The organism is Naumannella halotolerans (assembly GCF_004364645.1).
GTDB classification, from domain to species: domain Bacteria; phylum Actinomycetota; class Actinomycetes; order Propionibacteriales; family Propionibacteriaceae; genus Naumannella; species Naumannella halotolerans.
Window position 1 is genome coordinate 327,539 of the sequence record NZ_SOAW01000003.1, and the last position, 20,806, is coordinate 348,344.

General features: G+C 60.6%; 14 protein-coding genes. All 14 read left to right on the top strand.

Annotated features, from left to right (window positions below; genetic code table 11):
- Window positions 1-219: 219 nt before the first annotated feature.
- Window positions 220-2,061, top strand: coding sequence for an NAD(P)/FAD-dependent oxidoreductase (locus CLV29_RS15485; RefSeq protein ID WP_133755986.1), 1,842 nt, complete (start codon window positions 220-222; stop codon window positions 2,059-2,061).
- Window positions 2,042-3,733 (top strand): NAD(P)/FAD-dependent oxidoreductase, encoded by a 1,692-nt coding sequence (locus CLV29_RS15490; RefSeq protein WP_133755987.1) that lies wholly within the window; start codon window positions 2,042-2,044, stop codon window positions 3,731-3,733. The genes CLV29_RS15485 and CLV29_RS15490 overlap by 20 nt, the downstream gene beginning before the upstream one ends.
- Entirely contained in the window at window positions 3,730-5,478 is a 1,749-nt protein-coding gene (locus CLV29_RS15495) for an NAD(P)/FAD-dependent oxidoreductase (protein ID WP_208292987.1), read from the top strand. Before CLV29_RS15490 ends, CLV29_RS15495 begins: the two co-directional genes overlap by 4 nt.
- 143 nt (window positions 5,479-5,621) lie before the next feature.
- Window positions 5,622-6,356, top strand: a complete 735-nt coding sequence (locus CLV29_RS15500) for a thioesterase II family protein (RefSeq protein WP_243831981.1) — start codon at window positions 5,622-5,624, stop codon at window positions 6,354-6,356.
- Window positions 6,353-11,974: a type I polyketide synthase gene (locus CLV29_RS15505; protein ID WP_133755989.1), complete on the top strand. Its 5,622-nt coding sequence runs from the start codon at window positions 6,353-6,355 to the stop codon at window positions 11,972-11,974. Before CLV29_RS15500 ends, CLV29_RS15505 begins: the two co-directional genes overlap by 4 nt.
- On the top strand, window positions 11,971-12,933 hold the full coding sequence (locus tag CLV29_RS15510) for a DUF1702 family protein (RefSeq protein WP_133755990.1): 963 nt from the start codon (window positions 11,971-11,973) through the stop codon (window positions 12,931-12,933). The genes CLV29_RS15505 and CLV29_RS15510 overlap by 4 nt, the downstream gene beginning before the upstream one ends.
- On the top strand, window positions 12,930-13,856 hold the full coding sequence (locus tag CLV29_RS15515; RefSeq protein WP_133755991.1) for a DUF1702 family protein: 927 nt from the start codon (window positions 12,930-12,932) through the stop codon (window positions 13,854-13,856). Before CLV29_RS15510 ends, CLV29_RS15515 begins: the two co-directional genes overlap by 4 nt.
- Entirely contained in the window at window positions 13,853-15,199 is a 1,347-nt protein-coding gene (locus tag CLV29_RS15520; RefSeq protein ID WP_133755992.1) for a cation:proton antiporter, read from the top strand. The genes CLV29_RS15515 and CLV29_RS15520 overlap by 4 nt, the downstream gene beginning before the upstream one ends.
- Window positions 15,171-16,169, top strand: coding sequence for a DUF1702 family protein (locus CLV29_RS15525; protein WP_166649313.1), 999 nt, complete (start codon window positions 15,171-15,173; stop codon window positions 16,167-16,169). Before CLV29_RS15520 ends, CLV29_RS15525 begins: the two co-directional genes overlap by 29 nt.
- Window positions 16,166-17,161, top strand: a complete 996-nt coding sequence (locus CLV29_RS15530; protein ID WP_166649314.1) for a DUF1702 family protein — start codon at window positions 16,166-16,168, stop codon at window positions 17,159-17,161. Before CLV29_RS15525 ends, CLV29_RS15530 begins: the two co-directional genes overlap by 4 nt.
- A gap of 14 nt (window positions 17,162-17,175) precedes the next feature.
- Window positions 17,176-18,414, top strand: coding sequence for an NAD(P)/FAD-dependent oxidoreductase (locus CLV29_RS15535; RefSeq protein ID WP_133755995.1), 1,239 nt, complete (start codon window positions 17,176-17,178; stop codon window positions 18,412-18,414).
- A 27-nt stretch (window positions 18,415-18,441) separates the two neighbouring features.
- Window positions 18,442-18,702, top strand: a complete 261-nt coding sequence (locus CLV29_RS15540; protein ID WP_133755996.1) for a 4Fe-4S dicluster domain-containing protein — start codon at window positions 18,442-18,444, stop codon at window positions 18,700-18,702.
- 102 nt (window positions 18,703-18,804) lie between these two features.
- Complete coding sequence (locus CLV29_RS15545; protein WP_208292988.1) at window positions 18,805-19,173, top strand: nuclear transport factor 2 family protein; 369 nt, start codon at window positions 18,805-18,807, stop codon at window positions 19,171-19,173.
- 150 nt (window positions 19,174-19,323) lie between these two features.
- Window positions 19,324-20,805 carry an MFS transporter gene (locus tag CLV29_RS15550; RefSeq protein WP_166649315.1) on the top strand — a complete coding sequence of 494 codons (1,482 nt, stop codon included), beginning with the start codon at window positions 19,324-19,326 and terminating at the stop codon, window positions 20,803-20,805.
- Window position 20,806 lies beyond the last annotated feature (1 nt).

Below are 20,806 nucleotides of genomic sequence, written 5' to 3' on the forward strand. Positions count from 1 at the left end.
TCGACATGAGCAAGGACCGCTTCCCTGACTCGTAGCTAGGTGAGCATCCACCCTTCTCAGCCACCACACCAGGGACCGGTCCACCCGCTACACATCGTCACGAGGCAGAGATCGCCAGGTACCGCCAAGACCGGGCAACGTTCGCCTAGATTCCACGACGAGTAAGAGACACCGAAGTGGGAGAGATCAAGGTAGCGACATCAAACAGCTGGAGGTGTCATGGCCGACTCAAGCCATCACAAGATCAACGGGCTTACCCACGATCAACGGCGAAAGCTGCTGCAGCAGCTCCGCGAGAAGACATCGGAAGGTGCCTCACGCGACCAACACTCATCCAATGAGCCTAACGAGAAGGCGCAAGCCATCTCGAACGACTCACTCGACACGCTCATCATCGGAGGAGGCGTTGCCGGGATGACATTGGCGCTGCAACTGAAACAAGAGCGTCCAGAAACTTCCATCGCCCTCGTCGAACGTGCAAGCTACCCAGTTCGAGAGAGTGCCCACAAGGTGGGCGAGTCGACAGTGGAGATCGCAGCCCACTACCTACGTGACGTACTCGAGATGAACGAGCATCTCGAGCAAGAGCAAATCCGAAAGTTCGGTCTGCGGATGTTCTTTGAACACGAGGGAAACACCGACATCGCGGACCGGCGGGAACTGGGCGGATCAGAGTTCCCCCTACTGGCCACCTACCAGCTCGACCGAGGCCGCCTGGAAAACGAGCTTGCCCGGCGGTGCGACCAGGCCGGCGTCACCATGATCACCGGGCGCGTCACTGATCTCGAGTTGAATAGCGGACAAGACGATCACAGCATCACGATCAGCGGGCGCGCCGCCGCAATCAGAGCCAAATGGGTCGTGGATGCCACAGGCCGCGGATGCGTCCTGCGGCGCAAGCTGAGAAAAGAATCGATTCCCAACGGTCATCACGCGAACGCAGCGTGGTTCCGAATCGACCATCCGATCGACATCAACCTCTGGACTGCCGACACCGTTTGGCAAGAACGAGTCCAAGCCGGAGACCGCTCCAAATCCACTGTGCACCTGATGGGGGAGGGGTACTGGGTGTGGCTCATCAGACTCGCCTCTGGTGCGACCAGCGTCGGGATAGTTGCCTCCGACGAACACCACGAGTTCGACGGATTCAACCGCCTCGACAAGGCACTCGCATGGCTAGAGCGTCGAGAACCGCAATGCGCCGAAGTTGTCGAGAAGCATCGGGACCGCATCCTCGACTTCCGGGTGATGCGCGACTACTCCTACTCTTGTGATCAGGTCTTCTCTGGTACCGAACGATGGGCAATCACCGGCGAAGCGGGCATCTTCCTCGACCCGCTCTACTCGCCGGGCCTTGACCAGGTCGCGATCAGCAACAGCCTGGCCTGTGATCTGATCACCAAGTCCCTGGGCGGCACCGATGTAGCCGGGACGGCAACCGCTTACAACAAGCTCTACCTCACCGTCGCTGACATCTGGCTAGGCATCTACAAGGGCCAGTATGGGCTTCTTGGGAACGCTTCGGTGATGACAGCAAAGGTGATCTGGGACACCGCCTTCTACTGGGCAGTCTTCGGGTTCCTGTTCTTCCACGGCCGATTCCTCAACGTAGGAACCAACCAAAGCATGATCAACGACCTGGAAGGCCTGACCTACCTTTCCAACCGTGTGCAGCAGCTCTTCCGCGAGTGGGAGGGCATAGAGCCCCGGGGCGCCGCTGGCGATTTCGTCGACCTGTACACCCCACTGAACTTCATGGTCGATCTGCACCACGTCATGGCCGAAGACTGCGACGACATTCCAAAGCGACTGGCAGAGAACCGAGCAGTCCTCGAGCAACTCGCAGGGCAGCTAGTCGACACGATCATTCGAGAGCACGCAGAAGACAGCTCCGACCAGGTCATTGCCACAGTCCAAGGGTGGCAACGAGACCCCATGGTCTCAGCGCTGCGGCGGACCCATCGCGCCCGCCGCAACGGATCACCCACCTCCGACGGCTGGATAAGGACTTCGCGAAACACACAAGAGAAAGGGGACCTTCATGAAGCAGGAGCAGCATGAGGTCGACGTCCTAATCATCGGCGGCGGGATCGCCGGACTGACTCTCAGCATCCAGCTCCTTCGAGAGCGGCCCACACTGAATGTCGCTGTCATCGAGCGCCAGTTCCATCCCGTAGCAGAAGCTGCCCACAAGGTCGGGGAGTCCAGCGTCGAGATGCAAGCCCACTACCTGCGGACTGTGCTGGGACTACAACAACACATGGACAACGAACAGCTCCACAAGTTCGGTCTCCGAATCTTCATCGAGAACGGTGACAACACCGACATCGCCCGACGCGTGGAATACGGGCAGATCACCCATGCTCCGTTGCCGGCCTACCAGATCGATCGTGGGCGGCTAGAGAACCATCTCGCCAAGCACGCTGAAGAACTAGGTGCGACTGTGCTGACTGGAGAGCAGGTGCGGCAGATCAACCTACTTCCCGACCAAGAACGCCACCAGGTGACAGTCTTTGGAGAAAGCCACCAGATCGACTTTGCACCACGGTGGCTGATCGATGCCTCTGGTCGAGCCTCGGTCCTCAAACGAAAACTGAACCTTCAACGACCCGTAGGCCACACAATGAACGCGAGTTGGCTACGGATCGACGCCGAGATCGACGTCGAAAGCTGGTCGCAAGACCCCAGCTGGAAGGAGCGGGTCCCGTCCGGCCTGCGCCGACTGTCGACAAACCATCTCATGGGACACGGCTACTGGGTATGGCTGATCCCGCTGTCATCGGGCGCAACCAGTATCGGGATCGTTGCTGACCCACGCATTCACCCACACGCCACCTTCAACACTCTCGACAAAGCCATCTCCTGGCTAAGCCAGCGAGAGCCACAATGCGCCGAAGAGATCCGAGACCACATCGACCAGGTGCTCGACTTCCGGGTGATGGCCAACTACGCCTACGGCGCCCAGCAAGTCTACTCCGCGGACCGTTGGTGCCTGACCGGCGAGGCGGGAGTATCGATAGATCCGCTCTACTCCTCAGGCGGCGACCTGATGGGGATCAGCAACGGCCTGATCACTGATCTCGTGCTCAACGATCTTGATGGCGGCCAGGATCGTTCCATCATCCACAACCAGGTCTACCTGCTACTCAGCCAGATCTGGCTAGTCGCCTACGAGGATCTGTACCCGGTGATGGGCAACGCCCAAGTCATGGTGGCGAAGGTCATCTGGGACACGATCATCTACTGGGCCGTGCCCGGTTTGCTGTACTTTCATGATCGACTCAAGACCTTGTCTGAGGACCTTGGATCCTTGGAGTCGCTCTACCGCACATGGGAACTACACACCCGAGTGCAGCAGTTCTTCCGCGAGTGGCACGCAGTCGATAACCCGGAAGCAAGCGACGTCTTCGCAGACCCCTACTCCCTCATGGAGTTCCTCGTTGATCTCCACACTGGAATGGATGCGGGCCTGCCACCTGACGAGCTGACCGAGCAGGTCGTGAAGAACGTGACCCTGCTCGAGCAACTGTCCGGCCAGCTGTTCGCCGTCGCTAGCGCACGGCTAGATGGTCTCGCAGATCCTCGCGCTCATGCCCAGGCAAAGGCATGGCGTACCGAGCCCACGACATCTGAACTGATTGCGAAACACCGAAAGCTCAACGAGACAAATCCGATCAACCCATCCTGGGTCTCCCTCGGATACGACACCGACACGGTACGAGAGGCAGGATGATGAATACGGCAGGAGCCGGCTCACCGCTGTCGTTGGTCAACGCCCACGTAGACGTCGTCATTCTAGGCGGCGGAATCGCGGGTCTCACACTGGCTCTTCAGCTGTGCCAGAGCCGTCCCCAACTGAGCGTAGTCGTCGCAGAGAAGGTCACCCCCCCAATCCCTGAGGCTGCGCACAAGGTGGGGGAGTCCACCGTTGAGATCGCTGCGCACTACCTACGGGACGTACTGGGGCTGGCAGACCATCTCGACCAAGAGCACCTAAACAAGTTTGGCCTGCGCGTGTTCTTCAGCGACGGTGACAACACCGACATCTCCCGCCGCCGCGAACTTGGGCACGCCGTAGCGCCGCCGCAGAAGGTGGGAACCTTCCAGATCGACAGAGGCCGAATTGAGAACGCGCTGACTCAGATGGTCTCCGAGCTTCCCCAAGTGACCATGCTCAATGCGACCACCGCTATCGAAGTCTTGATGGACGACGAAGCCGACCATGTAGTGACGCTCCGCTCAGGAGCCGCCGACCGCCAGGTGCGATCGCGGTGGGTTATCGACTCAACCGGGCGTGCAGCCTTCATCAAACGCAAACTGGGCCTATCAGAGAAGGTAGGTCATCGCGCGAACGCAGTCTGGCTGAGAGTAGCCACCGACATCGACGTCGATGATTGGTCGAGCGACGCCGAATGGCACGACCGTATCCGTGAGAGTTGCCGGCGTCTGTCCACCAACCATCTCATGGGCCACGGCTACTGGGTGTGGATCATCCCTCTCGCCTCAGGCGCCACCAGCATCGGAATCGTCACAGATCCCGATATCCACAAGTTCGCAGACCTCAACAGCCTCGAGAAGGCGATTGCCTGGCTCGACACCCATGAGCCCCAGTGCGCTACAGCGGTCAGGTCCCAGCTATCGAGAGTGCTCGACTTCCGCGTGATGCATGACTACGCATTCGGCGCATCGCAGGTCTTCTCGGCAGACCGGTGGTGCCTGGCTGGCGATGCTGGAATCTTCCTCGATCCGCTGTACTCGCCCGGGATGGATCTCATCGCGATCAGCAACGGCCTCATCGTCGACCTCATCGACCGAGATTACAGAGGGGAAAACATCGAGGAGACATGCGCCATCCACAACGAGATGTTCAAGATCATTACCGACGGGTGGATCCAGATCTACGCCGGACAGTACCCAACAATGGGGAACTCCCGGATCATGATTGCGAAGATCGTTTGGGACACCGCAGCGTACTGGGCGGTGCCCGGACTGCTCTACTTTCACGATCTGTTCAAACGACTCGTCGACCACCCACAGATCGTGACAGGACTCGCCCAGTTCAGCGTCACCAGCAAGGCTATCCAAGCGTTCTTCCGGCAATGGGCAGCAGTAGCCCACTCTGATCCAACTAGCCACGACCAGGGCGAACCCTTCCTGAGCTTCTACGACTTCGAGTTCATGGCTCCACTGCACAGCGGGATGACGGCCGAACACCCCGATGAGGAGCTCACCAAGAAGTTCCAAGAGAACGTCGAACTCGTCGAGTTCCTGTCGGGACAACTCATCGCCACCGTGTTCGAGGAATGGACTTCGAGCTCCGCCACGACGCAACAACGTGAACAGGTCACGCAGTGGAAGGAGTCGCCGTTGCTGACATCACTGCTGGAAACCTTCGAACGTCTCCGCGACACAGTGATGATCGATCCAGGTTGGATCACCGGGCATAAGTCACGGCAGCTCTGCAGCAAGGACACATGATGACCGACACTGTGCGCACACCCCCATCGGACCTCGCAGGGCTCGACCCGACCGCACGCCGACGCCTACTCCAGCGACTCCGTCGCCATCGCGACTCGGGACTGTGGTTTCTCCCATCAGGAGCGCTGCACGCTGACCCGAAAATGGATCTGTTCTGCTTTCCCTACGCCGGAGCGGGGGCCTCAATCTATCGCCAATGGCAGCGTGCAGCCGGCGGAGATCGTCGGTTCCGGATAGTCCCGATCCAGCTACCGGGTAGAGAAAACCGGCTCAACGAGCAGCCCTACCGACGTATGGCCGATCTTGTTGACGACTTCATCTATGCGATGGTCCCAATGATCAGCAAACCGTTCGCGTTCTTCGGGCACTCAATGGGGGCACTCACGGCCTACGAGGTCGCCTGCGCCCTTCGCGACCGTGGCATGCCCCAGCCCGCACGCCTGCTGCTGAGTGCGTTCCGTGCACCACACCTGCCTTCGGCAAACATCAAGATCTATCACCTACCCGATGAAGTTCTGAAGATCGTTCTCGCAAAAGACGGCATCTCACCCGACGTGCTGGCCAGTGAGGAACTCATGCGAGCACTGCTCCCGACTTTGCGCGCGGACCTGGAACTCTGCGACACCTACGAACACGTCCCCAGGCAGCCCCTCGACGTCCCGATATCTGCATACGGCGGAGAACAAGACATTCGGGTCCACCCCGAAGACCTCGCCGGCTGGTGTGAACACACCACTTCAACATTCGACTTGACCACATACCCAGGCGATCACTTCTACCTTCAGCCCGCTATGGATGAGCTCGTCAAGGACGTACGGCTGCGCCTCAGCTCTTCATTCCACACCCAAACACCGATCCACGGAGGTGACGTCGCATGACAACGACCGACCGCACCCGCGACACCAGCGGCCACATTGCCGTCATCGGAATCGGCTGCCACTTCCCCGGCCACGCCACTGATCCGCAACAGTTCTGGGACCTCCTAACTGAGGCCAGTGATGCCACCCGCACAATCCCTGCGGATCGGTGGGAGGTAGACAAGTTCTACGACCCCGAACGGTCCAAGATTGGAAAAACGCACGTCAGCCGTGGCGGCTTCCTGGACAGGGTCGACGAGTTTGACGCGCACTTCTTCGGCATCTCGCCCCGTGAGGCAGTCTGGCTCGATCCCCAACAGCGACTCCTGCTCCGGGTCGCTTACGAGTCGCTCGAAGACGCGGGACAAGACCTCAACGCCCTAGCCGGCAGCGACGTCGGTGTCTACATGGGTGGCTTCACCCTCGACTATCAGCTGCTGCAGAACTACGGCATCCAAAGCAGATACGAGCTCCAGGCGCATTCAGCGACCGGAATGATGATGACGATGCTGTCGAACAGGCTGTCGCATGCATTCAATTTCACCGGCCCCAGCATGTCGATCGACACCGCTTGCTCGAGTTCTCTAGTTGCCGTACACCTGGCAACCCAGGCAATTCAGCGCGGCGAGTGCAACATGGCCATCGCTGGAGGGGTGAACGTCATGCTGGCCCCTAACATGACCATCGCCGAGTCCAAGGGAGGGTTTCTCAGCCCCGACGGTCGATGCAAGACATTTGATGCGTCAGCCGACGGGTACGGACGTGCTGAAGGCGCAGGAGTCGTCGTCCTTAAGTCACTCGAGCAGGCACTCGAAGACAACGATTCGATCTACTCGGTGATCATGGGAACCGCTGTCTCCCAAGATGGACGTACCGACGGGATCACCGTGCCTAACGGTGATGCACAGGTAAAGGCGATCAAAGCAGCCCACGCGGTCTCAGGTGTCCGCCCCGACCAGATCCAGTATGTCGAAGCCCACGGCACCGGTACGCCCGTTGGCGACCCAATCGAAGCATCCGCTATCGGTGCGGTGCTCAGTGAAGGGCGCAGCGCGGACGAGCCGATCATCCTCGGATCGGTCAAGACAAACATCGGCCACATGGAGGCTGCCGCCGGTGTGGCGGGGCTGATCAAGACGTCCCTCGCGCTGCGAAACAAGACGATCCCCCCACACCTGCACTTGACTGACCCGAACCCCGACGTTCCCTTCGAGGAATACAACCTGCTGGTACCCACTCAGGGAATGGAGTGGCCGCAGCCGAAGAACGGTGGTGTACGTATTGCCGGCGTCAACTCCTTCGGTTTCGGCGGAACCAACGCTCACGTTGTGGTGTCAGAAGCTCCCACGAGGCGCCGGATCCCTACCGAACCCGCCAAGCGGCGGTCCACACCGTGGCTGATCCCCATCTCTGCCAGGCATGCCGATTCGCTCGCAAAGCTGGCCTCACGCATGACCGAACGTGTCCAGGATGCTGATGACGACGAACTCGATCAGATCAGCTACACAGCTGCCCTGCGACGCACTCATCATGAGCACCGGGCAGTTGTGGTGGCTGATTCCGCGAGCGTCGCCGCCGAACGGTTCTCAAGCGTCGCCGATCTCTCTTCCGCTCCAGGCGTCGCCTATGGAACTGCCCCGGCCGGATCTCCGAAGGTGGCGTTCGTATGCACCGGTATGGGGCCTCAGTGGTGGGGAATGGGGCGACAGTTGTTTGAAAGTGAGCCTCTCTTCCGCGCCGCGGTCGAGCGATGCTCAGACGAACTGGAAAAGTACACGGGCTGGTCACTGGTGGATGAGCTGCTCGCCGATGAAGATGTCTCACGCATGGCCGAGACGGAAGTAGCTCAGCCAGCCAACTTCGCCATCCAAGTGGGATTGGCCGAACTGTGGAAGCAGCACGGAGTCGAGCCGGATGCAATCGTCGGACACTCAACCGGGGAACTTGCCGCCCAGTATCTGGCCGGGGTGCTAAGCCTGCGCGAAGCGATTCGCGTCACCTACCACCGCAGCCGTCTACAACAGCGCGCTACAGGGACGGGTCGGATGCTCGCCGTGGGCCTGTCGCCTGAAACTCTGGACAAGGCCGTCGACGAGGCAGGTCCGGGGGTCTCGGTGGCAGCAGTCAATGGTCCCTCGGCTGTGACGATGTCAGGCGATGCTGCTGCATTGGAGAATATGGCCTCGCAGCTCCAAACCTTCGGAGTGTTTCACAAGTTCCTCCAGGTCAAGATTCCTTACCACAGCCATCTCATGGAACCGTTACGAGATGAACTCGTCACGTCTTTGAGTGACCTCGAGGCGCACTCGGCGACCATCCCGCTCTACTCCACGGTCACCGGGACCCGGATTGATGGCGCGGCCGTCGACTCCCAGTACTGGTGGCAGAACGTGCGTGCGACGGTCCTGTTCGCCGCCGCATTCAGCGAGATGATCGACGACGGGTACACCCATTTCATCGAACTTGGACCACACACTGTTCTGGCCAGTTCGATGAAGGAAGTGCTCGACGAACACGACACCGAAGGTGTCGTCGTGGCGTCCATGAGGCGTGGTGCCCACGACCAGACGACGTTCTACAGTGCGCTGGGAGCCTTGCACTGCGCGGGTCATGAGATCGCATGGGAAACGGTGTGCACCCCCCGAACCACGCCAACTGGCCTGCCAACGTACCCGTGGCAGCTGGTGAGCTACTGGAACGAATCTCGTGAGGCACTCGAAGACCGTCACCACGCCCACATCCATCCGCTTCTAGGTAGCCGCATCAACGCCCCAAACCCCACGTGGGAAATTGAAGTGGGATCACGATGGCTGCCTGGGGTAACAGACCACCAGATTCAAGGCACAACTATCGTGCCGGGCGCAGCCTTGATCGAGATGTTCCACGCCGCGGCCACTGACACCTACGTACCCGGCGAGTACGCGGTGCATGATGTTGAGCTGCTCCACGCTATAGCTCTGGACCCATCTAACGACCCACGGCTACGCACCACCCTTTACCCAGCCGAGGCGACGGTCGAGATCGCAGGGTTCAGAGCACTCCCCAATGGTGACCGCACATGGACTGTCCACGCGAGGGCGCGGATCAGCCGCGCGAGCAAGAACAATAGCCAAGCCCTGGTCGGCGACCCCGCATCGTCGCCTGCTCGGATCATCGACGGTGAGGAGTTCTACGACCGACTGACCGCATCTGGATTCGAGTACGGCCCCATGTTCCGGACCATCACCAGCATCTGTGACCGCGGCGACGCTGTAACCGCCACCGTGCTCGCACCAGCCGACGTTGTAGGCGCGATCGACAACTACACCTTCCATCCGGTCCTGCTCGACGCCGCGTTACAGCTCCTGCTGGTACGCGGGCTGCCCGCTTCACCTGAGGCTTCTTCCACCCCCTTCCTGCCCGTTGGCATCGAGTCAGTGACCGTCCACCAGCGACCAACCAACATCATGAACGCAACCGCCTACATCACCTCGACCACTTCTGAGGCAGTGACCTGCGACGTGATCCTGCGCGATCCTGAAGGAGCGCTTGTAGCGGAAATCACCGGCTACACCGCACGATCCTTGGAAGCCACAACAGGAGGCTCGCCGGACAAGGCCAACAAGGCGCTCTACCGGGTCGACTGGCAAGAAGTGACCAGTCCACCAGCCCCGATGCCGTCAGCCGAGGATTGGCCGGGAGAAACGTTCGCGGTGTTCGCTGATCGGCGAGGCGTGGGGGAGTGCCTGGCCAATGAGCTGACAGGCGCTGGAAAGACCGTGATCAAGATCCACGCCGAACCGACGGTCGCCATCGAGATAGACGACAAGGCATCCTCGGTCCGCCTCAATCCCGCTGACGCAGACCAATACACCAGCCTGGCTCGCTATCTGTTCGAACAGAACGTCGACCACATCATCCATCTTTGGGCAACCGACACCACGGCCGACACTGACATTGACGGCGCATCGATCCTGCAACAACAGACACTGGCTGCAGGCTCGGTGTACAGACTCAGCCAAGCAATGCTGACAGCCAATCAAACAGCAGAATGGAAACTGTGGCTGGTGAGCTGCCACGGCCAAGCCATCAGTGCCAGCGATACCGTTTCACCAACCCAAGCAGCAATCTGGGGAGCAGGACGAGTCCTTGGTCACCAAGAGATGCCATCGTCTTGGGGAGGGCTGATCGACGTTGATGGTGAATCAATTGCTCAAGACGTCAGCGACATCATCCTCGCCGCAACCACCGAAGGCACCGAAGATCACAACGCCTTCCGGAACGGATCTCGGTATGTCGCCCGCCTGGACAAGGTCCCACACCAAGGAACCCCGTTTCCGCTGAGCCTTCGACCCGACGTCAGCTACCTGATCACAGGCGGCCTCGGAGCCCTGGGAGGTGTCGTGGCCCGCTACCTTGCACAGCGCGGAGCGCGCAACATCACCTTGATCAGCCGAAATGGGCTGCCTGATCGGAGCCAATGGGTTGACCTCGACCCCAACCATCCACGGGCCGGCGCGGTCGAGCGAATCCGCAAGCTCGAAGACGACACAGGGTGTCAGGTAGAGGTCGCTGCGGTTGATGTGACCGACGAAGAAGCGCTGCGCCAGTGGAAAACGAGCCGCTCCGGCGCCCCTATCGCCGGCGTCATCCATGCTGCTGGGGTAGTTGATGACTCCCTTGTGCAACACATGACACACGAGCAGTTCCATCGAGTCCTTCAACCCAAAATCACCGGATCATGGAACCTTCACCAGGTCTTCGACGACAGCAGCCTCGACTTCTTCATGATGTTCTCATCGACGGGGGCAGTGATCGCCTCACCAGGACAGATCAACTACGCCTCAGCGAACGCGTTCATCGACGCGCTGGCCCACTTGCGGCGCTCGCAAGGCCGCCCAGCCGTGAGCCTCGGTTGGGGACCATGGTCAATCGGGATGGTAGAAGACCTTCACCTCGAGAGTCTCTATAGCCGCCTCGGCATCGACCTGATCACCCCTCAGATGGGTGAAGCAGTGATGGCCCGCTACCTCATTGATTCCGACGCGGCCCACGTCGTCGTGGTCTCGGCAGACTGGACCACGGCACGAAAGTCATCACCGACCGGTGAACTGCCCGCTTTGTTCCAACGGCTCGACAACGACCATGACGAAGACCGGACAGGATCACTCGTGGCGACCGTGCTCGCGGCCCCTGAAGAGCAACGCACAGCCCGCGTGACTGAGGTACTTCGAGACATCACCGCAACTGTGCTGGCCCTCGACCCTGAGATGACATCTACCACTGAGTCTCTCAACACCTTCGGTTTGGACTCGATGATGGCCATCGAGATCCGTAACCGACTTCAGGTAGCCCTTGAAGTGGACGTGCCCGTCCTGGACCTACTGCACGGCGTCACCATCGGTGACCTCGCAGTGAAGCTCACCGATCGAATTGGCGCAGGAACCTCGACAGCCGACGACCTTGCCGGCGGCGATACCGCAGCAACAGACGCACCAATCCACGAAGCCGACCTCGATGACGAACAAGTCGATGAAGAACTCGCCCGCCTGATAGCCGACATCTCCGATGAGGACATCGCGCTACTCCTGAGCGAGGCGGACTCGACTCCCTCCGGAGAAGCCCCCCACCTCAGCGTCGTGAGAGATGAACAGCCATGATCAAGACAATTCTGCAGAAGGCAAAGAGACAATCGATGGGTGTCTCCGACGCCGAAGCCGTGGGCTTCAGCCGCGGCGGAACACCAAAGTGGACACACCTCGAAACCGCCGTGCGAACCGCTGTGGGCGGCTACCACACAGTGCTCGACGACAGCAGAATCGACGTTCTCGTCCCTCGACTTGAAGAAGTCAACCGCGATTGGCGTGGCTATGCCTACGAGGGAGCCGCAATGGGCCTGACGGGCCTCGACTGCTTCCTCCCGACAAAGTCACGATTCCTCGCCTACGTCGAAGGCCCAGCCCGACACCACGCCTACATGGCTCACATAGGAGCCGGCGAAGCCTTAGCGCGACTACGCCGTCGACCGCAGAACTTCATCGACAAGCTTCCACATCCGGTACTGCGCTGGCTTGTGATGGACGGCTTCGGCTTCCATGAAGGCTTCTTCCGTCCGGACCGCCACATCATCGGCCAGAAGATACCTGACTACCTGACCGCACATGCGCGTCGTGTCTTCGACCAAGGCATCGGCCGCGCGGTGTGGTTCCTCACCGGTGCTGACGTCGACGACATCAGTTCGATCTTGAATGCCTTCCCAGCCCACCGCCACTCAGACCTGTGGCTGGGCGTAGGCGTCGGATGCGGATACGTGGGAGGAATCAGCGAACAGGAGATTCGCCGACTGCAGCACCACAGCGGCCAGTACGAGCGCCAACTCGGCGTGGGCGCTGCCTTCGTCGCTAAAGGGCGAATTCAGGCAGGAAACCTCGTCACAGACACCGCCACCGCTGCCGAGATCCTATGCGGGAAGTCGGCGGCCGAGGCAGCGGCCATGGTCGACGCCGGCTTCGCGGCGGTGACCCACACACACTCACCGTGTGCCTACGCCGATCTGCAAGAAGTCCTAGCCGGCTGGATCGCTCCGACAACCTCCTCCACGGGAAAGGCTCTGCGATGACAACCGTGGCGTCATTACTCACTCCGCTGTATCAGGTCACCCCTCGCGACCTCCCTGCAGCAACACAGGCAGATCAGCAACGGCTCACCCACGTAGTTCAAGTAGTAACGGAGTGCTGCCACCTCGCACTGAGAACCCCCAACCTCACCATGCTCTGCCGAAAGCTCGACCGATATCCCGAAGAGCTCCTCGGGTTCGCCTACGAAGGCGCCGGAGTGGGCCTAGCAGCAATCGACACGGCGTTCCCGTGGTACTCACGAACACGGCAGTTCACCAACGAGTACGCCACCGACTACAAGTATGCGATCTACCTCGGTGCCGGAATGGGACTCGCCCGTGTCCGCAGACGGCCCGACCGTTTCATTCGGCGCCTGCGCGACGACGTGTTCGGATGGGTCGTTTGGGATGGCGTCGGATTCCACCAGGGACTGTTCGGTTACCGCCGCCATGTACAGGAGCGGCATGTTCCGGTGGGCATCGGAGGCTTCACGCTGTCAGTGTTCGATCATGGTCTCGGCCGAGCGATCTGGTTCGGCACTGGAGCTGACGTCGCCACAGCCGCGGCAACGATCAACGCCTTTCCCCAACCGCGCAGAGGCGACCTGTGGGCAGGAATCGGTCTGGCCAGCTCCTATACAGGCGGCGCAGATCCTGCCGAGATCGCAACCCTGCTCGGCTATGCCGGGGCGTATGCAGACCGCGTAGCCGAGGGAGCTGCGGTGGCAGCAAAGAACAGACATGACCCCGCCAACGCGTCCAGCCACAACCACAGTGCGGTCGAAGCGCTCTGCGGGGCCGACACCACGATCGTCAGCCAGTACGCGAACCAAGCTCTCAACGAGCTCCCGACAGACGGGCCCGAACCGGCCTACGGAATTTGGCGGAGCAGGTTACGCCACCTCAACAGGGGAGTAGCAGCATGAAAGGTGACACAATCTTCTTCGAGTTCGGGCTGGCGCTAGCAGTGATCTTGCTCGTGTGCGCCGTGTGCGGAAGCCTCGCGAGGTACGTGGGCCAGCCGCGGGTGGTAGGCGAGATGATCGCCGGCGTGTCCCTGGGCCCCTCCTTGTTCGGCCGATTCTTCCCCGACGCCCAACAGCAGGTCTTTCCCGATGACCTCATGTCGACGATCTACGTGCTAAGTCAACTTGGGCTGGTCATCTTCATGTTCACGATCGGCCTAGAGTTCGACACAAGCCTGCTCAAACAGAAGGCAAAAGCAGGCGTAGCCGTCTCTGTGGCCGGATTGGCCGCGCCCATGCTCCTTGGAGCACTGGTGGCTATCCCGCTTGTCGCCCAGGGCGGGCAGTTCTTCTCAAGCCAGGTACCACTGCCCGTAGCCATGTTCATACTCGGCGCGGCTCTGGCAACGACGGCATTTCCAATGCTCGCCCGGATCTTGCAGGAGCGGCGACTCGGAGCAACGCCGCTCGGCACGCTCGCCCTATCAGCTGGGGCTGTCGACGACGCTGTCGCCTGGCTGTTCCTGGCCGTAGTTCTAGCAATCGTAAGCGGAAATGTCCTGGTCGCCATCACTGCAGTTGTCGGAGGTTTGATCTATGTCGTCGTGATGATCACCTTCGGGCGACGAGCACTGAACCTGGCGGCAAGCCACTTTCCACGAGTCAACGACGCAACACTCATCTGCGTTCTGGTACTCATCGTGGTTGCCGCGCTCTACACCAACACTGTCGGCATCCACTCCATCTTCGGGGGGTTCGTTCTGGGCATTGCCATGCCGAGGAAGCACCAGCTCAACGAGCGGCTCCGAGCCAAGATCCAGCCGGCAGTCAAAGCGCTACTCCTACCACTGTTCTTCGTCTACTCCGGCCTTAACACTGAGCTCGGGCTCGTCAACACCCCAACGCTGTGGGCAGTAGCCGCCTTGGTCTTTGTCGCGTCGGTACTGGCCAAGGGAGTCGCTTGCTACACCGCCGCCCGCGCATGCAAGGTCCCTCGCCGCGAGGCGATGGCGATCGGTAGCTTGATGAACGCCCGCGGGCTCATGGAACTGATCTTGCTGAACATCGTCCTAAGCGCGGGACTGATCACACCAACACTGTTCACCATTCTCGTGTTGATGGCGATCGTGACAACGTTGATGGCGTCGCCCCTCTTCAACTACTTCTACGGGAGATTCCTACCCGCCGACCATGAAGCCGATCGAAAAGTGGTCAAGCCCACTGCCACGTTCGAACTTCCAGCAGCCGGCGCTGCCACTAGCCACAGGAGGAATGATGACGCCGAAGCTGTCAACCATCGCTAGAGCGCTGTTAGGCCTCTCCGCAGATGAGTTCCCAAAGCTCGCCGCCCAGCGAGTGGGTGATCACGACGACATGCACGCCACATGGACGTCGTTCGAACCGGTCGCAGCGACACTCGTCGACACCTTTTACCTCTCCCTGGACATCGGCGACCACCGAACGGTCGCAGATGCCATGGACAAGTACCCCGAAGAGCTACGCGGCATCGCCTACGAAGGAGCAGGGATGGGACTGATGCTGCGCGACTCGTTGCTTCCGTGGAGCAACGAGCTCCACAAACTCATCCACGGCCCGGGCGCGGCATACCGATGCCTCATCCACATCGGTGCAGGACTGGTCCTGGCACGACTTCCCAATGACCCCATGAAGTTCATCAACGCCCAAGCTCCACTCATGCGCCACTTCGTCGCAGACGGCTACGGGTTCTTCGACGGATTCTTTCGATGGGAACAGGTCGTCACCGCGAAACGGACACCACCACGTTTACACGGATATGCACTCAACGCCTACGACCAGGGAGTCGGCCGCTCATTGTGGTTTTCCAGTGGCGCGAATGTAGGCCGGATCCACCACACAGTCAGTGGATTCTCCTCGTCACGTCAAGCAGACCTCTGGAGCGGTGTCGGACTAGCCTGCGCCTACGCCGCAGGCGTGCTCGACGCGCGAGCCATTCAAGACCTCACCGAGGTCGCGGGACCATATGCCAGCGACGTCGCGACTGGCGTTGCAGTCGCTGCAGTGTTCAGGTCCCAGAGTGAATTGACAGCAGCGCCGCACACTGACCTGGCCAGCCAGGTCTTGTGGGCCGCGGACGCCCACGAACTGGCACAAGCCGTCACGGACCAGCTCGAACAGCTACTCCCTGGTTCGACTTCGCCCGACGACCACACCTACCAACAGTGGCGGCAGTCCATAGCCGAACGATGGCAACAGACGGTGCCCAACCTGGCCTCAACAAGGAGCAAACCATGACGGCTCTAGGACTCATCAGGCGCCGACTATTTGGCGTCTCCTCAGCAGCGGCCGTATTCAGCAGTGACGGCTTCTCGCCAATGGCGTGGACAAAGTTCAACCACGTCGCAAACACACTCGTTCACGGATACCACGCAGCCCTCCGCGATCCACGACCAGCACGACTCACAGCCGAGCTGGCCACAACCCCGAACGAGCTGCGAGGTATCGCCTGGGAAGGCGCCGGTATGGGGCTGGGAGCTTTGGACAGCGTAGACCCTTCCCAGAGGTGGGTGATGCAGTACGGAAACGGTGCCGCTAAGAACCACCTCTACCCCTTCTACATCGGAGTAGGGATGGCTTTGGCCCGGCTGCGCCGGCCTCCTGAGAGGTCCCTCCCACAGCTGGACCCCGTCGTTGGCTGGGTCATCGCCGACGGATACGGATTCCACGAAACGTTCTTCCGCCGCCAACGCCACGCCCCCTACGTTCCGGTACCGGACGCGCTGACGAGCTATTCCCAACAGATGTTCGACCAGGGCGTGGGTCGGGCCTTGTGGTTCTCCCTGGGAGCTGATGCAGACCTCGTCAACTTTCACATCAGAGGGTTTGAACCTCACCGCCACGAAGCACTGTGGACTGGCGTTGCCCTCGCCGGCTCCTACTGCGGCGGGAACCGGGAGCAGCTGAAGAAGGTCACTGTTCACGCCGCACCGTTTCGTACCCAACTCGCAGTCGGATCTGCCATCGCCGCATGGGGTCGAGCCGAAGCCGCCAGCCCGGCGTCGCACACCCAGACCGCCTGCGAAGTTTTCGCCGATACCTCATTCGACGAGGCCGCTCGCATCGCAAGCCGCGCCCGCGACAACGTCCCCAGCATCACCGGAAGTACCTCGGCAATGGAGTTATGGCGCCTCGGAATCGCTGACGCGTTCGGATCGACGTTGTCGATATCACAAGGCCCGGAGACCAAACCAGAACAAACGCAAGACCTAGTCGGCTCAGAACTGTGAGAAGAGGACTAAACATGTATGACGCAATCATCGTGGGAGCCCGAGTCGCTGGCTCCTCCACCGCCATGCTCCTGGCTCGGCGAGGCTACAAAGTGCTGTGTGTCGACCGGGCAAGCTTTCCCAGCGACACCGTCTCAACACACATGATCTCAGTCGGAGGGGCAGCCCAACTCCGACGCTGGGGTCTATTGGATCAGGTCGCAGAAACAGGCTGCCCAGCGGTGACCAACATCAACCTTGATCTTGACTTTCCGCGGTACGGAAAGTTTGTGCTCAGCGGCTTCCCAGAGCCGGTAGACGACGGGTTCGCCGCCATCTACGCACCAAAGCGGACAGTGCTCGACCACCTCCTCGTCGAAGCGGCTTCCGCAGCTGGCGCGGAGATCCGAGAAGAGTTCACCGTTGACGAAGTCCTCATCGACGATGCCGGCACTGTGACCGGCATCCGTGGCCATGACAGCAGCGGCACAGCCGTGGTGGAAAAGGCGCGCATCGTCATCGGCGCCGATGGCTTCCGCAGCCTTGTCGCAGATGCAGTAGACGCCCCCAAGTACCACTACGCCGGGCCTAAGGCGTTTGGCTACTACACCTACTGGGATGGGGTACCGATTGACAGCCTCGAGTTCTACACCAGGCCAGACATGACGATCATTGCGTTCCCAACTCACGATGAGCAGGCCGCAGTCTTCGTCGAACGGCCCGAGCGACAATTCAGCTCCTTCAAGAAAGACGTCGAACGAAGCTACCGCCAAACGGTCGCGCAGGCAGCCCCCGGACTGTCCGAACGCATCGACGAAGGCACCCTCGCCCATCCGTTCAAAGGAGTGGGAAAACGGCCCAACTTCTTCCGCAAACCCGGCGGTCCCGGCTGGGCGCTTGTCGGCGACGCCGGAGCGCACAAAGACCCCATCACCGCCCAAGGGATCACCGACGCGTTCCGTGACGCAGAACTACTCGCCAACGCAATCGACGGCTCCCTTTCGGGTGGTGCTGCGATGCAGACCGAGCTCGACCTCTATGAGCAGCGACGCAACATCGCGCTCAAACCGCTCTACGACTTCATCATCGACCACGCCACCATGGAACCCTTCGACGACGTCTTCCAAGACGTCCTGGCGTCACTGCGAACCAACCCCGCAGGTCTCAGCCACTTCTTCGGCGTCATCCAGAACACGGTCGCCTGGTCCGACTTCTTCTCACCCGCGTACCTGACATCGCTCTTCGAGCACGACACCCAACGTCTGGCCTCGTAAATCCAGAACCCCCAGAAAGGAACCGCCATGCCATACGTGATCACTAGCCCTTGTGAGAGCAGCCGTGACGGCTCATGCGTCGATGCCTGCCCCGTAGACGCAATCCATCCCTCAGAAGACGAGGCCGAGTTCGGCTCTCATCCGCAGCTCTATATCGACCCGCTCACCTGCATCGAATGCGGCGCGTGCGCACCTGCCTGCCCTGTCAACGCGATCTTCGCCCATCAAGAAGTGCCCGCCAGCATGCAAAGTTACATCGAGATCAACGCCGCCCACTACCAGCGTTGACCCAACCCAGGCGGTGAGGACACGCAGTCTGTCGGCAGTTGTAAGTGATGGCGAAGTCGACCGCGGCACGCTGAAGACATCATCAACGACGAAGGAGTGCATGTGAGTACCACGACACAGACAAATACGCCCCTCGAAGTGGTCTCGACCTATCACGCGGCTTGGACTGGTGGCGATCTCGATGCTGCCAGCGACCTGCTCGCCGACGACCTGGTCGTACACGCCCCTGGATACGAACTGGTCGGTAAAGACGCTTACCGCGAGTACCTCGGCGGATTCATGGAGATCATGACTGGGCACACGCCGTTGGCCGAAGTCCATGACGACGAACAAGTCGTCCTGGTCTACTTCCCCCACACGCCGGTAACCAAGACAGTTCCCGTCGCAGAACGCTTCACCCTCAGCGACGGCAAGATCAAAGAGATCTACTTGCTGTTCGACCGCCAGTCCTACGAACCCCCGAGCGAGTGATCCAAGTTCCATAGCCCGGGCGGGCGGACTCCTGCTTCGCCCGCCCGAGCAGTTTCAGGAGAAGTAGTTATGTCGGCAACCTCCACCTCACCCACGCGCCAGCTCACACAAAGGCATCTCACGGCTCTCCTGATCCTGATGTGCGCGGGCTTGGCCATGACGATCGCCGCGAACGTATCGCTCAACATCGCATTGCCTCAGTTCGGTGAGGCAGTAGGTGCGACACAGAGCCAGCTTTCATGGGGCATGAATGCCTACACTCTGCCTTTCGCAGCGCTGCTCCTGCCTGCTGGTGCCGTTGCCGACCGTATGGGACTTCGTTACGCCGTATCACTAGGTTTGTTGGTGTTCGGCCTTGCGAGCCTGGTGTCGGCATTCGTCGACGACGCCGCTTGGTTCATCGCCCTGCGCGTGGTGTCGGCCCTGGGCGCAACACTCGTACTTCCAGCGACCCTGAGTGTGCTGACACGGTCCTTCCCAGCGGAGAGGCGCGCGAAAGCGGTCGGCATCTGGGCCGCCGTATCCGGCTCGGGCGCAGTGCTCGGTCTGGTGCTTGGCGGCGTGCTAATACTCTTCTTCTGGTGGGGATCGGTTCTGGCCTCTACAGGGATCGTCGCGATCCTCGTGGGCATTGCCTCGTTCATCGTGGTCCCGACATACAGGCGCGACACCGACGAACCGATCGACATCCTTGGAAGCGTTCTATTCGCGTGTGCGCTGGGCCTTCTGGTCTACGCACTCATCCAGGGCCCCGAAGCTGGATGGGCGTCCACAGCGATCATCGGATCAGCCATTGCCGGCACCGTGCTTATGGCAGCGTTCGTGATCGCGCAACTGCGGCTACGCGCCCCTCTCCTTGACGTGCGACTGTTCAAGTCACGAGCCCTGTCCACAGCGTCGCTGACGATCGTGCTGCAGTTCGCCGCCACAATAGGTCTCTTCCTTCTCCTGCCCCAGATGCTGCAGAACGTTCGTGAGTACAACCCGCTCATCGCAGCGCTCGCTCTCATCCCACTCCCAGTCGGCATCGCAATCGGAAGCCAGGTCGCCGAAAAGACTCAGGGCCGACTGGGAGAGAGAACCGCCGTCGGGGGAGGTGTCTTGGTCAGTGCACTAGCCTTCGCCGGACTGGGTCTACAGGGACCGTACGGAAGTTTCTGGTTCCTCGGGGTCGCACTAGCAGTCTTCGGCACTGGCTTCGGTCTCTCCACCACGGTCGCGACAACGATGATCATCGAAGCAATACCAGGAGAAGACAACTCGACAGCCGCAGCATTGAATGATGCCCTCCGTGAAGTAGGTGCGGCCATCGGAATCGCACTACTCGGGACGATCCTCAACATCGGCTACCGCGCACAGATCACAGTCGAAACACGATCCCTCGACCCGTCCGCGGCCGAAGCCATACGTGACGGATTCGGCCCGGCGACCCAGGTCATCGCAACCATGGGAGAGCAGGGTGACGAACTTCTAGCGATGGTCCGCGAGGCGTTCTACATCGGTTACCAAGGATCGGTGTTCACCGCAGCCGCCCTCCTCGTGGCAGTTGCAGCGGTTGTCGTCATCGCGGGACCGAGGCCAGGATCACGAACAACGACCGAGTCTCATGAGGAACGTACCCCGCAGAGCTAGG

Coding starts and splice junctions, on each gene's coding strand:
- CLV29_RS15485 (WP_133755986.1), top strand. CDS start 220: ATGGCCGACTCAAGCCATCACAAGATCAACGGGCTTACCCACGATCAA.
- CLV29_RS15490 (WP_133755987.1), top strand. CDS start 2,042: ATGAAGCAGGAGCAGCATGAGGTCGACGTCCTAATCATCGGCGGCGGG.
- CLV29_RS15495 (WP_208292987.1), top strand. CDS start 3,730: ATGATGAATACGGCAGGAGCCGGCTCACCGCTGTCGTTGGTCAACGCC.
- CLV29_RS15500 (WP_243831981.1), top strand. CDS start 5,622: ATGGATCTGTTCTGCTTTCCCTACGCCGGAGCGGGGGCCTCAATCTAT.
- CLV29_RS15505 (WP_133755989.1), top strand. CDS start 6,353: ATGACAACGACCGACCGCACCCGCGACACCAGCGGCCACATTGCCGTC.
- CLV29_RS15510 (WP_133755990.1), top strand. CDS start 11,971: ATGATCAAGACAATTCTGCAGAAGGCAAAGAGACAATCGATGGGTGTC.
- CLV29_RS15515 (WP_133755991.1), top strand. CDS start 12,930: ATGACAACCGTGGCGTCATTACTCACTCCGCTGTATCAGGTCACCCCT.
- CLV29_RS15520 (WP_133755992.1), top strand. CDS start 13,853: ATGAAAGGTGACACAATCTTCTTCGAGTTCGGGCTGGCGCTAGCAGTG.
- CLV29_RS15525 (WP_166649313.1), top strand. CDS start 15,171: ATGACGCCGAAGCTGTCAACCATCGCTAGAGCGCTGTTAGGCCTCTCC.
- CLV29_RS15530 (WP_166649314.1), top strand. CDS start 16,166: ATGACGGCTCTAGGACTCATCAGGCGCCGACTATTTGGCGTCTCCTCA.
- CLV29_RS15535 (WP_133755995.1), top strand. CDS start 17,176: ATGTATGACGCAATCATCGTGGGAGCCCGAGTCGCTGGCTCCTCCACC.
- CLV29_RS15540 (WP_133755996.1), top strand. CDS start 18,442: ATGCCATACGTGATCACTAGCCCTTGTGAGAGCAGCCGTGACGGCTCA.